This window comes from Paenibacillus radicibacter (assembly GCF_024721995.1).
Taxonomy (GTDB): Bacteria; Bacillota; Bacilli; order Paenibacillales; family NBRC-103111; genus Paenibacillus_AM; species Paenibacillus_AM radicibacter.
Genome location: NZ_JANQBC010000012.1, coordinates 45,084 through 60,143, shown reverse-complemented (window position 1 = coordinate 60,143; position 15,060 = coordinate 45,084). Strand labels below are relative to the sequence as shown.

Below are 15,060 nucleotides of genomic sequence, written 5' to 3'. Positions count from 1 at the left end.
GGGAAGACTTGAGTTATGAGGTAGAGAAGGGTAAAATTATAGGTGTAGCACCGAAGAAACGATTTTTGTTTAAACAGTTTCCTCGTGGCGAATGAGTGGAGGATTGATAATGAAAGATCGGATTGCAAAAGCATTTATAGAAGAAATTCATGATAAGGGCATGAAGTTTACGATGGATGATCTCGCTAGGAGACTTGGGATCAGCAAGCGCACACTTTACGAACATTTTTCCTCGAAAGTGGAAGTGCTGGATATGATTGTCGATCAAGTTTCGCAAGAAGCGGACGATAAGACAGAAGCCATCGTACATAATGAATCACTTACTTTGATGGAGAAGATCAAAGGGGTTATGACCGTATTACCAACACATTATGAACTTTATGACCTGCGAATTCTAGATCAAATGAAGCGTTACTACCCCGAGCAATGGGCGAAAGTAAATGCCGCGCTTGTCGATGATTGGGACACGCTGCGGGTGCTGATTGAAGAAGGAATTCGTGAAGGAATCATTCTAAATAAGAATACAGCCTTAATTATGAAACTAATCGTAGATGCAACCAATTCGACTCTGGACCAACGGTTCTATATGAACAATAATATCAGTGTTTCAGAAGCTCTATCGTCAATTGTGGATGTCTTATTATACGGATTAGTGGCAAGGGATTCGTAAGAATAAAAGACTAACTTTTATTCTTTTTCTTTACCACCAGAAAACTATTTAAACAAAAATCGTTTCGCTAGTTACAGAACTGGCGATTTAAAAACAAAGGATGTACAACTATGGATATCATCGATATCAGACCAGCTAGAAAAGAACATGCCGGAGTCATTGCTCAGTTAATTTATAGTACAGAAATTGATCCTCAGTTAATTTGGGGTGAAGGTAGCTCGGAAGAAGTACTTGAACGTTTAACGAAAATCGTAGCAACCAAAGGAAATCGTTACAGTTATGAATTTGCAACAGTTGCCATGTGTAAGGGTGAAGTTGCTGGGGTGATGATCGCCCTGCCTTATGAATTGCTAAATGAACTAAATGCACCAACGGAGAAAATGATTCGCAAAATGCAAAAAGGCTTTTTGACAAAACTCAAATTCATGTCTCGTATATATAAATTTTTCGGATTTAAAGAAGCAGAAGAGGGAGAACTATTCGTAGCAAATTTAGCAACATTAGAGAAGTTCCGCGGTAAAGGAATCGGTTCTAAGCTGCTGAAGGAAGCAAACCGTCTTGCTTATATAAATGAAATGACGAAATGTTCGTTGATTGTGAACGCAACTGACGACGCTGTCGTAAGATTATATGAAAGAAATGGATATCACACGGTAGAAGATAGCCATATTGGCGACAAAAGCTACTTCCGTATGGTAAACGGATTACCTGCATTACCTCGCCAGCAGCGTCTTATGACGGTATAAAATGTAAATGACTAAACAGCCCGATTCATCCAGAATCGGGCTGTTTAGTGTTTTTTGTGGAAATATGCATTTTATGCTTGATTTATTGTTCAAAAAACAGTACTGTGAAACTTGTCGATTTTTTTTAATAGGAAAATCAAAAACAAAATAGTTGAAAGTCGAATAGGGGGCATTTGTATTGGAAAAACAGGCTTCTCTGCGGCGGACGTTGACGCTGGGGCCACTAGTGGTGATCGGTTTAGCGTATATGGATCCGCTCGTTGTATTTGATTCATACGGTGTAGTATCCAAGCTTACAGAAGGACACGTACCAATTGCTTACATTCTAACGTTAGTTGCATTGCTGTTTACAGCGCTTAGTTATGGCAAAATGGTGCAGGTGTACCCGTCAGCTGGCTCAACTTACACGTATGCGCAGAAAAGTATTCATCCGCATGTCGGATTTCTTGTCGGTTGGTCGGTTATGCTTGATTATTTGTTCTTACCCATGGTTAACTTTGCAATCGGAAGTGCGTATTTAACGGCTGCTTTCCCTGCAATTCCAGGACCAGTATGGGTCTTGATCTTAGCTGTGATGATCACAATAATCAACTTATTTGGAATTAAACTTACTGCCAATATGAGCGCATTGTTCGTAACATTTCAGACGCTTGTGGCGCTTGTATTTGTCGGTTTTATGATAAAAGGTATTTCAGGCGGTATGGGAGAAGGTACGCTGATCTCGTCAGCTCCATTCTTCACTTCTGATATGAACGTCGGTTTAGTGTTCTCCGGTGCGTCGATTCTATGCTTCTCCTTCTTAGGGTTTGATGCAGTAACGACATTGTCCGAAGAAACGGTTAATCCGAAGAAAAATATCCCGCGTGCGATTCTAGCGATTGCGTTTACCGGCGGTATTCTGTTCACAGGTATTTCGTATTTATTGCACATGGTGCACCCGAACTTCTTGGCTTTCCAAGATGTTGATGCTGCTTCGCTTGAAGTTGCTTCATATGTCGGCGGATCATTCATGCATTCCTTATTCTTAGCTGGTACGATGGTTGCAGTTATTTCTTCATCCCTGTCTTCACACACAAGTGCATCTCGTTTGCTGTATGCAATGGGACGCGAGGGAGCGTTGCCAAAGCGTATTTTCGGATACGTAAGTGCGAAACGTGGAACACCTGTATTTAACATCATTATTATTGGTGCCATCTCGATGACAGCTGTATTCGGGGAGCTTGAAGTAATTTACTCGTTTATTAGCTTTGGCGCTCTAATTGGTTTCTTATTCGTTAATTTATCTGTTATTGCACATTATTACATTCGTGAGAAACGCCGTAGTGGTCTCGATTTCGTTCGCTATTTCTTAGCACCAGCGATCGGTGGAGTATTCTGTGTTTGGCTCTTCGTGAGCTTGAACATTTCTGCTTTACTCGTAGGTTCCGCATGGCTTGTACTAGGAGGATTGTACTTGTATTTCAAGCTAAAGCAAAACCCTTCTTTAGAATTCAATTTTACAAAATGAACGGTTAGTAGCAAGAAAAAGGAAGAAAACTGCCCATAGATTCTTAAGTAAAGCGCACTTTGCGACTTAAGGATCTATGGGTTTTATTTATGTAAGGATATTATTTCGGTTGTAAATTCAACGTTTCCACCATGTAACTTGCTAACGATTCGAGATGGTTGCTGATCGGAAGATTCGTGCTCTGAGTGGCTAGTTTCGCAGCGGGAACCATGGATAATTGAGCAGCAATGATGCGTGTAGACGGATTTTCTAATGCAAAAGTACTTAATCCACGTTCTACATTTTCTAAATATTCTGACTTCTTACCTTTCATAATGAGTTCAAAAGAATGCGGAATGAGCACAGATTGTGCCTCAATCTCCACACCTTGATTAGCAGCGAACTGACGAAACTGCGCCATCGTACCCTCAATCGTATTCGGATTCGTGAAAGCGAAGATAACAGGCTGCTCAAGCCTACATGTATCATGGAAGAGTGGCTGGTCGATTTTGATAATCGGAATGGAATAGCTATGGTTGTCAGGGATTGTTGCTGTGAAAAAGGTACAGGTGACGAGAATCGCATCGACGTGGCTTTTGACGATCCAATTGAGCGTTTCACTAACTTTGTGCTGGACCGTATCGGGTGTGAAGTCGGCATCCTTCTTCATTCGATCAAGACCCGGATCTACATAGTGAATCAATTCGATTTGATACGGACTTAATGCTTGCTCAATATGCTCGATGTTCGAGTAGTGGGCGTGAAAACAACCAATTCGAATCATAGGTGAACCCCCTCTTCAAGTTTGTAAGGGATTATAGCGTGTTTAATGGGATCTTGTAAATTGCTAGATTTGTTCGGATATAATAGGAATAAAAAAGGTAGTGTGCGTACTTAAACTCAAAAAGGGGTGGTTGTATGGGACAATCGCATCAGGATACAAACGCAGTGTTAAGTGTAAGGACGTTAAATCGAACGTTGCTTGCACGACAATGTCTGTTAGAACGCTCTGAGATGCCTGTCATGGACGCTGTGGAGCATTTAGTCGGATTGCAATCTCAAATGCCAACCTCGCCTTATTATGGACTGTGGACACGCTTGAAAGGATTTAGAAATGAAGATTTATCTATGCTCATACAAAATCGACAGATTGTGCGCCTTGCGATGATGCGTTCGACTCTACATTTGGTTACAGCAAAAGATAGTTTGGCACTTCGACCCGTACTGCAATCGATGATGGATCGGGAGTTAAAAGGAACTTTCAGCAAGCGATTGGAAGGAATTGATCTAGAAGAACTTAGTGCTATTGGGAGGCAATATGTAGAAGTAGAGCCGCGTACGCTAAATGATGTCGGATTATTTTTAAGTGAGAAATGGACGGATCGTGATCCGAAAGCATTGGCGAGTGTGATTCGCAACAAGGTTCCTCTTGTTCAAGTGCCGCCGCGTGGCTTATGGGGTAGTAGCGGACAAGCCATGCATACGAGTGCGGAGTTATGGCTTGGGGATGATCTGGCAAGGCAAGACGATTCGAAAGAAATGATCTTGCGTTACTTGCGTGCATTCGGACCTGCTACGGTAGCGGATATCCAGGCGTGGTCAGGGTTAAACAAGTTACGGGATGTAGTAAAGGAGTTGAAGCCACAATTGCGGATGTTCTTCGATGAACAAGGTCGAGAGTTATGGGATGTGCAAGATGCGCCGATTATGGATTCGGACCTACCTGCTCCACTACGATTTATCGGTGATTTTGATAATATACTACTCTCTTATGTAGATCGGAGCCGCATTATAGCAGATGCGTATAAACCTATTGTTTTCACGAAGAACGGAATCGTTCGACCAACAGTATTGCTTGATGGTTTTGTGAAAGGGGTGTGGAATATCGAGAGGGAGAAAGATTCAGCTAAGCTTGTCATCGAACCATTCGAACCTTTTTCCAAGGAAGATCAAGAGTTATTAACGCAAGAAGGTCTGCAGCTCCTTCAGTTTGCTGCTGAAGAAGCACAGACCTTCGATGTTCAATTCGTAGATTAAATGAATTCGTTCATTATATGCCTTCCTTATCGGTATAAATTGGCCCGCTGACACCATCTTCGATTTTCGGTTTTTCTTCTGATTTTTTCTCAGGAGGCGAAGTTAATTTTTGTACAGCAATGACCGTTGGTTGGGCGTAGTAAGTGTCACGGGATATTTTCTCACGACTAACGAATTGTCCGTTCTTGCGCATCGTTCGATACGTCTCGACAATATACCCGGGTTTACCTGCTAAGACTTGGACTTCTTGGTTGGGTGCTAGATCAGGGTTGGCTACATACTTCACTTCAGGTGGAATTTGCTCCACAACTTTGGACTCGATTTGATAGGTCGTGTCTTCTTTCAGTGTGCCGAAAAGTTTGACTGTGAAGCGCTCATTCGATGTCTCGGTACGTATGAGCAAATAACCATCCGTATTGTTGCGGAATCGGAAATTAATATATCCCGTTGAAAAAGTCGCGTCCTGCCCAAGCGGTGCATAGGAGATCGGCAGCGAATGGTTCCTGCGTTCGACAATGGCTAGACCGCTGCGCAGAACGGCATTATACAGCGTTGTGGAGACTTGGCATATACCGCCGCCGACTCCGGGGACGAGCTTGCCATTAAGGATAACCTTTGCTTCTTGGAAGCCGTAGCGCTTAGCAGTTGCTTCAATAACTTTCTCATAATCAAACACTTCACCGGGCTTTAGAAGCATGTCTTGGATGACAGCAGCGGTGGCTTCGACGTTGTGAAGTCTGCCAGGAGAAGGATCGACAATGGGCGTAGAGAATTCAACAATTTTACGAGTAATTCCTTGCGTCTTAAGGCTTTCAAGTGTGATCTCAGGTGGCATCGCATACGTTGGAATTTCGAGTGTAATCGGTTTGGCGTTTTGGACGATATATCCGATTGTCGGTAGGGACTTGATCAGCAGATCTTTCAATTTTTTTGATTCGATGCGAAGGGCTGTTTTCTCAGGGATGTAGTGAATTTCATCGGTCTCTGTGACCGTTCGTTTAGCAGAGAGTGGGAGTTCGCGGTAAAGGCCTGGCCAGCTTTGGGTAACTTGTGTGGTTAGTATGTTCTCATCGAAAGTTAGTGGGACTTGAATGCTCTGATCATCGAACGTCCATCTTGATTGGGCGCGATTGAGCAGCGATCCTGTAAACAAGCGATTGAGTGTGGCTTGTACGGCCGTATAATCTACACGAAGCCCTAATTGCTCAAGTGTAAACCTGCGAGGAGCAAGCCCCTTACTGGTCGCTTGGAGGACGACAGGTTGACTCTTTAGCAGCCTAACTTGTTCCTGCCATACTTTACGAAATTGCGTCAGCGATTGACCACCAGCTTCAATGCCTTCTACGCGAAACTCAGAAGGCATCGACTGCTGCTTAGCATATCCAATAAACGACCCCACAAGGGTAATTGTACTAACTATAGAAGTGACGAGAATTATAAGACGGCGATTCCATTTCATCGTCGAGAAGCTCCTTTTTTTATTTTCGAATGTATATTAAAAATTTTTAATGTAATGCAGTGACCGGACTTTTTCATTACATGCACTTCAGTCTCAAACATAAAAAATAAGCCTGTACCCCCAGTGTATTCTCCGACTTGGAGAAGTAGCACCATGAGGTACAGGCTTATTCGGTTTAGGACTTACTTGCAGCCGATGCAGTGACAGGTTTGGTTGCACGAAGCTGCTGTCTTCCTTTATGATAGAGCACTATGATCAGCCATGCGCCGCCGAAGCTGACGATCAAGCTGCCCATAGTATATAGATGGTAAGCAAGAGCAGTTCCGTTAATCGGATGTATGAATGTGCGATAGCCGCTTAACAGTGCCTGATGAATGAGATAGATGCCGAAGGATGCTTTTCCGACGCTTACACAACATTTCATTAATAGTGGCATATGCTTACGAACCCAAGTTCCGAGCCACAGAAGAGCGATACCTGCGCATATGGCATAAAGATTGTAAACCCCGTACCACCACTGCGATGTGAACCTCACCCCATAGTACGTACTTGCAATAAACGTACCGACATGCAGCACCGCCATGAGGAGTGCACTTGGCACGATCCATTTGGCATTTGTTTGCACCCACGCGATAAATTTGGCATAATGAACCCCAATTGCTGCTCCTAGTAAGAAAATGCCGAAATATGTCACACAAAGGGAGGCGGTGTGGTTAAACGTAAGACCGTAGAAGCGAAGTACATAGAAGGTGAGCTGAATGGCTACACCGATCGGAAGCAGCAATCGACAAAACCATTTCGATGCTTTTGCCAGTGTAATAAAGACTGGAAAAACAATGTAGAATTGGAAAATTATAATTAAATAGTATAGATGGTATGCGGCATCAGACCATTTTAATAGACTCAGGAAGTAGCGTGGATGGAATTCGACAGGTCCACCTGCGAGCCACTGGTTGTACAAATAGTAGAAGAGCGAGAAGACAAGGTAAGGAATTGCGATACTTGTCACTCTTTTGTAATAAAAAGTAAGACTCTTCTTCCAATCCCATTCGTCAAAATAATTATAGAAAAGTACAAGGCCGCTAATGAGTAAAAATACAGGAACGGCGAATGCGCCGAGATTGTTGAGGATGTAGTAACCCCAGTGTGATGTGCTGCCTTTTGCCAGTTCAACAGTCCCGTAGGACGTAGCGTGAATGAGGACAACAGCTAGGATACATATTGTGCGGACAACATCAATTTCTTCAATCTTAGGTCTGCGCTTTTTTGTCGATATCTGGCTTGACATACGTAACCTCCAGTTTGTAATAGAGACATTATATCTTATGTTTCTAGCAAATGCCCAAAAATATATTGGGTAAATAGTGTTATAATAGTCAAGGATGGCTGGAGAAGTACAAAGGATTTTAGGCGAAGTTGTCGAATACATAATATCGAATGATGGACAGGATGTGATAATGTGATTGAAATGCAGGATGTATGGAAAACGTACAAAAACGGAACACATGCACTGCGTGGTATAAATATTCAAGTAGACCGCAATGAATTTGTATACGTCGTAGGGCCATCTGGTGCTGGTAAATCAACATTTATGAAGCTTATTTATAGGGAAGAACGCCTCTCTAAGGGGCATATTTTTGTGAGTGGATTTAACATTGAGAAACTTAAAAATCGCAAAATCCCATATTTTAGACGCAATATCGGGGTGATTTTTCAAGATTATCGATTGTTGCCTAAGCTTACTGTCTATGAAAACGTCGCTTTCGCTATGGAAGTTATTGAAGCGCCAGCTAAACATATTAAAAAACGCACAATGGAAGTGCTAGATTTAGTTAAACTTAAAGATAAGGCGAGTTCCTTGCCAAGCCAATTGTCGGGTGGAGAGCAACAACGTGTCGCAATTGCCCGGGCAATAGTGAATAATCCGTCGGTAATTGTCGCAGATGAACCTACAGGTAACCTAGACCCGGAAACATCATGGGGCATTATGAAGTTGCTTGAGGAGATTAACTTCCGCGGTACGACGATTATTATGGCGACTCATAACAAAGATATCGTGAATGGCATGCGTAAGCGCGTTGTCGCGATTGAAAACGGACTGATCGTCCGGGATCAACAGCGAGGTGAATACGGATATGAAGATTAGAACTCTACTACGCCATTTACGAGAAGGATTGAAAAGTGTTATCCGTAACGGTTGGATGACATTTGCTTCTGTTGCCTCGATTACAATCTCCCTATTTATTCTAGGGATCTTTCTCATACTTAACTTAAACGTGAATTATATTACCTCGCAAATTGAGGATCAGGTTCAAATCCAAGTGTATCTGGAAGTCGAACTACAGAAGAATCAAGTCGATCAGATCGGCCTGAGCATCCAGCAGATGCCGGGTGTGAAGAAAGTGACCTACATTTCGAAAGAACAAGGCTTGCAGGATTTGAAGAAAAAACTCGGTGATGTACTGGAAGGTATCGATGAGAATCCACTCATGGATGCTTATACCGTAGAAGTCGATGATCCGAAGAATGTAGCCACAATTGCAGACTCGATTATAGCGCTGAATAAAGATCAAGCGATCAAGCCTATTTTTAAAGTGAATTATGGAAAAGGAACGGTTGAGACGCTCTTTAAGGTGACGCAATCGATTCGAAATGCAGGGCTAATTATCGTAGGACTTCTTGCCTTTACTGCTATTTTCCTAATTGCCAATACGATTAAGCTGACGATTCTAGCACGTGAGCGAGAAATTTCGATTATGAAGCTGGTAGGTGCTACGAACTGGTTCATTCGTTGGCCGTTCTTTGTTGAAGGCGCAATACTTGGCTTTGTCGGTTCCATTATCCCTGTCGGCATTCTTCTATACGGCTACTGGCAGCTAGAGAATTCATCGATGCTCAAAATCAAGTTGTTACTTATCGAATTTAAACCTTTTGCAGAGATTTCGTGGACGATTGCAGGCTTGTTAATTGCTCTCGGTGTACTCATTGGGGTATGGGGAAGTATTTTGTCCGTTCGAAAATCACTTAAAGTGTAAATGACAACCTTTAAGGAGGCCATTAGAATTGAAAAAGAAAATCGTACCGTTCGTACTGGTAGCAGCCATGCTGCTCACGATTAATCAACCGACAATCAGTCTCGCAGCATCTTCTGCGAAAATTAATAAGGAATTAGAGGCGATTCGTAAGGAAAAAGAGGCGGCTGAGAAGGCGGCTCGTAATACGAAGAGTCAAATTCAAGAGGTGAAGAAGGACCAAGCTACAACAAAACTAGAGCTTGCAGACATCAACACGCAGCTAAACAAAAGTTATGCGGAGCTGAATAAGCTTAATGTCAAATTGGAAGCAACTGAAACCGAGCTAAATAATCAAGCGAAACAATTGGATGAAGCCGAAGCACGTGTAGAGCGTCGTAATGATCTGCTCGAATCCCGTGTGCGTATGATTTATACGAATGGTCCTGTTTCCTATTTGGAAGTACTGTTCAGTGCGACAAGTTTCTCTGACTTTATTAACCGATTGGATTTGCTCAAATCTATTGTTGGACAAGATAAGGATATTCTTGAGTCTAACAAAAAAGATCGTGATATTGTCGTCGACAAGAAGCAGCAGGTGGCTGTTAAGCTTGGAGAAGTGAAAGTACTTCTAAATGAAGCAACAGCGGTGAAGCTTGCCCTGCAAAGCAAAGAACGAGAGAAAGAAGTTCGCGTTGCGCAACTGGAGAAGAAAGAAGAACAGCTTGAACATATCTCCGAGGAAGACGAAGAGCGTCTGATTGCATTCGCTCGTAAGGAAGCGCAGAAAATTGCTGAGCGCAACAAAGCGATTCAAGACGAGAAGAACAAGAATAACAATAACAACAACAATAATAATCAGCCAGCCTATAATGGTGGTAAGTTTGGGTTCCCACTTCCTAAATCCTATCCGATTACTTCCGGTTACGGCAGTCGAATTGACCCGATTACGGGTAAAGCAGACGTCTTCCACAAGGGAATTGATTTTGGTGCGCCAAGAGGGACAGCGATTCTAGCTGGTGAAGCTGGTAATGTCATTCTAGCTGGTCAGTGGAGCGGTTATGGCAACACGGTTATTATTGACCATGGTAAAGGGGTATGGACATTGTATGGACATATTCGCGAAGGTGGCATCATTGTGAAGCAAGGACAAGCTGTGAAGCGTGGTCAGAAAATTGCCGAGGTTGGTTCGACAGGCCAATCCACAGGTAACCACTTACACTTTGAAGTGCGTATTAATGAGAGTCCGGTAAATCCAGGTCCTTATTTGAAATAGGTTCATTTTCATAAAATGGAAGCGCCCTTCATATACTATGCAGACAAGCCAGCAGGCTATCGATCAAAAGGTGGTGTAACAACTTGCAGTTCAAAGGGCGCACTGTACTCGTATTTGTCCTACTTGGGATGCTTGCCAGTGCAGTATTAACAGTAATGATTGTTGATTCCAGAGCCGGACTGTTTGCCTCTACTCATGCTTCCAGCCCGAATGCGGAGAATTCGAATCTGACGAGCAAGGATTTAGGTAAGCTATCCTCTGCGTATAAGTTAATTGAAGAGCAATTCTATACCAAAGTGGATCACGATAAATTAGTCGATGGTGCAATTAACGGGATGTTAGGATCACTTGAAGATCCTTACTCGGTGTATATGGATGCGCAAGAGGCGAAGAAATTTGAAGAGGCTATTTCCTCCTCTTTTCAAGGAATTGGGGCAGAAGTGACGCTAGAAGAAGGTAAGGTCATCGTCGTAGCGCCGATTAAGGGTTCTCCTGCGGAGAAAGCAGGCGTACATGCCAATGATGTAATCTTATCTGTTAACGGTGAGAAACTCGATGGTATGACGCTAAATCAAGCCGTGATGAAAATTCGTGGTGCGAAAGGCACTCAAGCGAAGCTTGAAGTTGTACGAGCTGGCGTAAATACACCTATCCCATTCACGATTGTTCGCGATGATATCGATGTCGAGACCGTTGAAGCAGCAATGCTCGATCAAGGGATTGGCAAGATTGAAATTCATCAATTCTCCTCCAATACAGCAAAGCGATTCTTAGATGAACTTGCGAAGCTTGAGAAGAAGGGACTAAAGGGCTTAATTATCGATGTGCGTAACAATCCAGGAGGATTGGTTACTTCCGTAACAGAGATCTTGAATCCTTTTGTACCGAAAGATAAAGCACTGCTTCAAGTGGAAAGTCGAGACGGCAGTGTTGAAACGACGCATTCCAAGGGTCCGGGTAAATCGTATCCGGTCACTGTGCTAATCAATAAAGGAAGTGCCAGCGCTTCGGAAATATTAGCAGGTGCGCTTCAAGAAAATGTTGGAGCGAAGCTTGTTGGTGAAACAACGTTCGGCAAGGGTACGGTTCAAATGACATTTGGCAAAGAGCTCGGCGATGGCAGTAACATGAAGATGACTGTCTTCAAGTGGTTAACACCAAATGGTAATTGGATTCACAAAAAAGGGATTGCACCCGACTTTGCAGTGGAACAGCCAAGTTACTTCAAGGCAGCACCTTTATCCAAGAAGGAAGCTTTGAAGGCGGATACTACAGGTGATGATGTGAAAAATCTACAACTGATGTTATCTGGACTTGGTTATACGCTTGATCGTACAGATGGTTACTTTAGTTCAAAGACTGAGGCGATTGTGAAGCAATTCCAACAAGAGAATGGCTTGCCTGTAACGGGAAAAGTGGATAGCCCTACAGCTTCCAAAATTGAGAAAAAGTTGATCGAAACCGCGCGCAAGCCGGAGAATGACCTTCAACTTAAAGCGGCTAAGGATGAGCTTGCAAAGCTGCTTAAATAAACTGGCAGGAAATAATTAGATGAAAGTCGAATAGAAATGGGAGGGCTGCATAGCGGTCTTCCCATTTTCTTTTTAAACAAAGGAGAACTTGAATATGAATGTTGGATTTGAGATTCTGAATCAATTCGGACGAGCAGTGATTCAATTACTCATCAATCCATTCCTATATGTGAGTGCGTTATTCCTTGTAATGCAGTATCGCAAGCAGATTCAATTAGAGCGCAAATTGTTTCATAGCCGATTACATTCCTTGCGAAAAGAAGTGCTGCGTTCCATTATCGTTGGCCTGGTTGCGGGGATCCTGATTTCGGTGGTTATGGCGATGCTCGGCATTGTTATAACGCAGGGTACGGTCATCGTCTTATGGATCATCACGGTGCTAATGGCGATTGTACGCGTTCGGTTTATGTGTCTGGCTTATTCGGTTGGTGTGCTGGGCATCTTGCATGTCGGACTCTCATGGTATCCTGAAGCAATGCAGTGGGAAGTTATTGGTACGTTATTCAAGTGGATTCATGAGGCGCAGATGCCGGGATTAATCGCACTAGTTGGTGTACTCCACTTGGCGGAGGGATTGCTTGTAAGTAAGCAAGGGGCGAAGATGGCATCCCCGATGTTTTTTGAAGGAAAACGGGGGAAGCTCATTGGAGGTTATTCCTTACAAAGTTTTTGGCCGATTACGTTGTTCCTGATTGTACCGATGACAGGAGGCAGTCACGTAGAGTTGCCATGGCAAGCTTTATTTAGCGGTGATCTGTGGGGCGCTGGTTGGGCGATTCTAGGCTTTCCAATCATGATGGGGTATAGTGAACTCACTTTAACGTCTACACCGCCTGAAAAGGTGCGTAGAAGCGGCAAGCTGCTGATGATCTATGGTGTGGTCATCGTAATGCTTGCGGTGGGTGCTTATTATTGGAGTCCGGCGATCCTCATTGCGGCTGTCTTAAGTATCGGTTTACATGAAGGCATAATGGTTTATTCTCGTTATGTGGAAGCACGGCAGGTTCCGCTTTATGTTCATGATAATCGAGGACTACGCATACTAGCGGTATTACCAGGAAGCGCAGCAGAAGAGATCGGACTGCAATCGGGTGAAATCATTCGTAAAATCAATGGAATGCAAGTGCATAGTCGAATCGAGTGGCATGAAGCGATGCGAATGAATGCAGCATTTTGCAAATTAGAAGTGCTAAATATTAAAGGGGAAATTAAATTTGCGCAGCGTGCGATTTATGCAGGCGATCATCATACGCTTGGCATTATTCTAGCCCCAGACCAAGAAGCACAATACTTTGTGGAAATGCGTCAAACAAACTTATTCCGTTATTTGCGCAGCAAGCTATCTGGACGTACGATCAAGGCGGAACAATCAGAAGGTCAGTTATAGACAGTTATATACAGATTGGTGAGGCTCCTTTTACTTCGGTAGAGGGAGCTTTTTTAGGAACAATTAAGTCATCTTACGCATGTATTTGCGAATCGCAACAAGGTTCCACATTAAAGCGAGTAGCTCGAAACTGATCATCCCTATCGCGATTCCTTCGCGTCCGAAGCCGGGCAGACCGACCAATACATAACCGAGCAAGAGGTTGCAGCAAGTTCCGAGTAACAATCCGTTAAAAGGTTCCTTCCTTCTCCCGATCGACCACAGAATTAATGTTGATATTTCTCGCATACCAGCGATTAAAGGAATGATGGCTAAATAGCGAATACCTGTTGCCGCTTGGGTTGTGCCGTATAGGAGCATAGAGAGCTGCTCACTGCTTAATAGGAGGACTACTCCTGAGCCAACGCCCCAAATCCAACCGATATGAAGCGCAAGTCGCATTCGTCTAAAGAAGCTCGTGTACTGCATACTCCGCCAGTCAGAACTTAGTTTGGCAGCTAGGGTGTGCGTGAGTGCAGCTGTAAAGATGAGAGGCATATAGATGATCGTGGCTGCCATTCCGGTCATTTCACCATACAGTGCGCTAGCATGGGAAAAAGATAGCCCCGCATCTTGTAGTCTACGCGGAATAATGAGCGCATCAAGAAAGTCGGATATCGGAATGAGAAAGCGGCTTAACGAGATCATGTAGGAATCGTGGAACAATTGACGGATGTTACGACCAATGGCGAAGATGCCGAATTTTTTCTCCCGATACAGACCTTCAACGGGTCTTTTGGCAATCGCGAGAACGAGAAATATTAAGGCAGCAAGCGCACCAACGAATGTGCCTAACATGGCCCCGCTTACCGCAATTGCTGAACCACGAGTCACCCATAATACGACCAAAGCCAGCATAATGGCAACCCGAAATATTTGCTCAATGAGCTCGGATACCGCAATGCGTCCATACGCCTCAACACCTTGTAAGAGGGATCGAATAAGCGATAAGAAGGGTACGATGAGCAGAGTTGGTGCGACACACCGTATGGCAAAGGTCAGGTCAGAGTCGCCAAGCATACGAGCGAGAGCAGGGGCGTAGGTGAAGCAGAGAAAGCTGGCAATACCGCCAAGCAGAACGAACAGGACGGATATGATTTTGAAAAAACGCCAACCTTGATTTCGATCATTCGCAGTGGTGAGCGCGAGCACGGTCGGAAAGCCGCTTGTAATAAAAGTTAAGAGCAGCACATAAAAGGCATACACCATCTGATAACGGCCAATACCTTCAGGTCCTAATATTCGAAACAGCGGGATACGTGCAAAAAAGCCAAGTAGTTTGACAATCAGAATTGAGCTTGTCCGAAGTGCCATCTGCTTGGCGAGTGTAGGTAACGTCATAGATTCACCTCTAACATACCGCGAAGAACAGCTATTCCTCATTTATATGACAAGCTGTATGCAGATATGTTAGAAG

The 15,060-nt window shown here is 43.6% G+C and carries 13 protein-coding genes; 9 read left to right on the top strand and 4 right to left on the bottom strand.

All coding sequences use genetic code 11. The features are described 5' to 3' along the window. Positions 1 to 109 precede the first annotated feature (109 nt). The 3 genes from NV379_RS20375 to NV379_RS20365 all read left to right on the top strand — a co-directional run bounded on the left by NV379_RS20375 (position 110) and on the right by NV379_RS20365 (position 2,923). A complete protein-coding gene (locus NV379_RS20375; RefSeq protein ID WP_258209188.1) occupies positions 110 to 670 on the top strand; it encodes a TetR/AcrR family transcriptional regulator in 561 nt (186 codons plus the stop codon). A 110-nt stretch (positions 671 to 780) separates the two neighbouring features. After that, positions 781 to 1,416, top strand: a complete 636-nt coding sequence (locus tag NV379_RS20370) for a GNAT family N-acetyltransferase (RefSeq protein WP_258209187.1) — start codon at positions 781 to 783, stop codon at positions 1,414 to 1,416. A gap of 178 nt (positions 1,417 to 1,594) precedes the next feature. Then, positions 1,595 to 2,923 carry an APC family permease gene (locus NV379_RS20365; RefSeq protein ID WP_258209186.1) on the top strand — a complete coding sequence of 443 codons (1,329 nt, stop codon included), beginning with the start codon at positions 1,595 to 1,597 and terminating at the stop codon, positions 2,921 to 2,923. A 100-nt stretch (positions 2,924 to 3,023) separates the two neighbouring features. Here NV379_RS20365 and NV379_RS20360 read toward each other — a convergent pair whose 3' ends face one another. After that, entirely contained in the window at positions 3,024 to 3,686 is a 663-nt protein-coding gene (locus NV379_RS20360) for a hypothetical protein (RefSeq protein ID WP_258209185.1), read from the bottom strand. 134 nt (positions 3,687 to 3,820) lie between these two features. Between NV379_RS20360 and NV379_RS20355 the strand changes: the two genes are divergently transcribed. After that, positions 3,821 to 4,939, top strand: a complete 1,119-nt coding sequence (locus NV379_RS20355) for a winged helix DNA-binding domain-containing protein (RefSeq protein ID WP_258209184.1) — start codon at positions 3,821 to 3,823, stop codon at positions 4,937 to 4,939. 13 nt (positions 4,940 to 4,952) lie between these two features. On the opposite strand, the gene NV379_RS20350 is transcribed toward NV379_RS20355, so the two are convergent. Beyond that, complete coding sequence (locus tag NV379_RS20350) at positions 4,953 to 6,398, bottom strand: VanW family protein (protein ID WP_258209183.1); 1,446 nt, start codon at positions 6,396 to 6,398, stop codon at positions 4,953 to 4,955. Between the two features lie 175 nt (positions 6,399 to 6,573). Further along, on the bottom strand, positions 6,574 to 7,686 hold the full coding sequence (locus tag NV379_RS20345; RefSeq protein WP_258209182.1) for an acyltransferase: 1,113 nt from the start codon (positions 7,684 to 7,686) through the stop codon (positions 6,574 to 6,576). A 171-nt stretch (positions 7,687 to 7,857) separates the two neighbouring features. Between NV379_RS20345 and ftsE the strand changes: the two genes are divergently transcribed. The 5 genes from ftsE to NV379_RS20320 all read left to right on the top strand — a co-directional run bounded on the left by ftsE (position 7,858) and on the right by NV379_RS20320 (position 13,604). Continuing rightward, positions 7,858 to 8,544, top strand: a complete 687-nt coding sequence (ftsE, locus tag NV379_RS20340; RefSeq protein ID WP_258209181.1) for a cell division ATP-binding protein FtsE — start codon at positions 7,858 to 7,860, stop codon at positions 8,542 to 8,544. Further along, the gene (gene ftsX, locus NV379_RS20335; protein WP_258209180.1) at positions 8,534 to 9,433 is read left to right on the top strand and encodes a permease-like cell division protein FtsX; all 900 of its coding nucleotides are present in this window, start codon (positions 8,534 to 8,536) and stop codon (positions 9,431 to 9,433) included. The genes ftsE and ftsX overlap by 11 nt, the downstream gene beginning before the upstream one ends. Before the next feature lie 28 nt (positions 9,434 to 9,461). After that, positions 9,462 to 10,685, top strand: a complete 1,224-nt coding sequence (locus NV379_RS20330) for a murein hydrolase activator EnvC family protein (protein ID WP_258209179.1) — start codon at positions 9,462 to 9,464, stop codon at positions 10,683 to 10,685. Positions 10,686 to 10,768: 83 nt separating this feature from the next. After that, a complete protein-coding gene (locus NV379_RS20325) occupies positions 10,769 to 12,217 on the top strand; it encodes a S41 family peptidase (protein ID WP_258209178.1) in 1,449 nt (482 codons plus the stop codon). Positions 12,218 to 12,311: 94 nt separating this feature from the next. Beyond that, on the top strand, positions 12,312 to 13,604 hold the full coding sequence (locus tag NV379_RS20320; RefSeq protein ID WP_258209177.1) for a PDZ domain-containing protein: 1,293 nt from the start codon (positions 12,312 to 12,314) through the stop codon (positions 13,602 to 13,604). Positions 13,605 to 13,667: 63 nt separating this feature from the next. Here NV379_RS20320 and NV379_RS20315 read toward each other — a convergent pair whose 3' ends face one another. Continuing rightward, positions 13,668 to 14,984 (bottom strand): oligosaccharide flippase family protein, encoded by a 1,317-nt coding sequence (locus tag NV379_RS20315; RefSeq protein ID WP_258209176.1) that lies wholly within the window; start codon positions 14,982 to 14,984, stop codon positions 13,668 to 13,670. Between the last annotated feature and the right edge of the window lie 76 nt (positions 14,985 to 15,060).

Bases quoted from the DNA above. Each gene is read 5' to 3' on its own strand.
- NV379_RS20345 (WP_258209182.1), bottom strand. From the start codon at position 7,686: ATGTCAAGCCAGATATCGACAAAAAAGCGCAGACCTAAGATTGAAGAA.
- NV379_RS20320 (WP_258209177.1), top strand. From the start codon at position 12,312: ATGAATGTTGGATTTGAGATTCTGAATCAATTCGGACGAGCAGTGATT.
- NV379_RS20350 (WP_258209183.1), bottom strand. From the start codon at position 6,398: ATGAAATGGAATCGCCGTCTTATAATTCTCGTCACTTCTATAGTTAGT.
- ftsX (WP_258209180.1), top strand. From the start codon at position 8,534: ATGAAGATTAGAACTCTACTACGCCATTTACGAGAAGGATTGAAAAGT.
- NV379_RS20355 (WP_258209184.1), top strand. From the start codon at position 3,821: ATGGGACAATCGCATCAGGATACAAACGCAGTGTTAAGTGTAAGGACG.
- NV379_RS20370 (WP_258209187.1), top strand. From the start codon at position 781: ATGGATATCATCGATATCAGACCAGCTAGAAAAGAACATGCCGGAGTC.
- NV379_RS20315 (WP_258209176.1), bottom strand. From the start codon at position 14,984: ATGACGTTACCTACACTCGCCAAGCAGATGGCACTTCGGACAAGCTCA.
- NV379_RS20375 (WP_258209188.1), top strand. From the start codon at position 110: ATGAAAGATCGGATTGCAAAAGCATTTATAGAAGAAATTCATGATAAG.
- NV379_RS20360 (WP_258209185.1), bottom strand. From the start codon at position 3,686: ATGATTCGAATTGGTTGTTTTCACGCCCACTACTCGAACATCGAGCAT.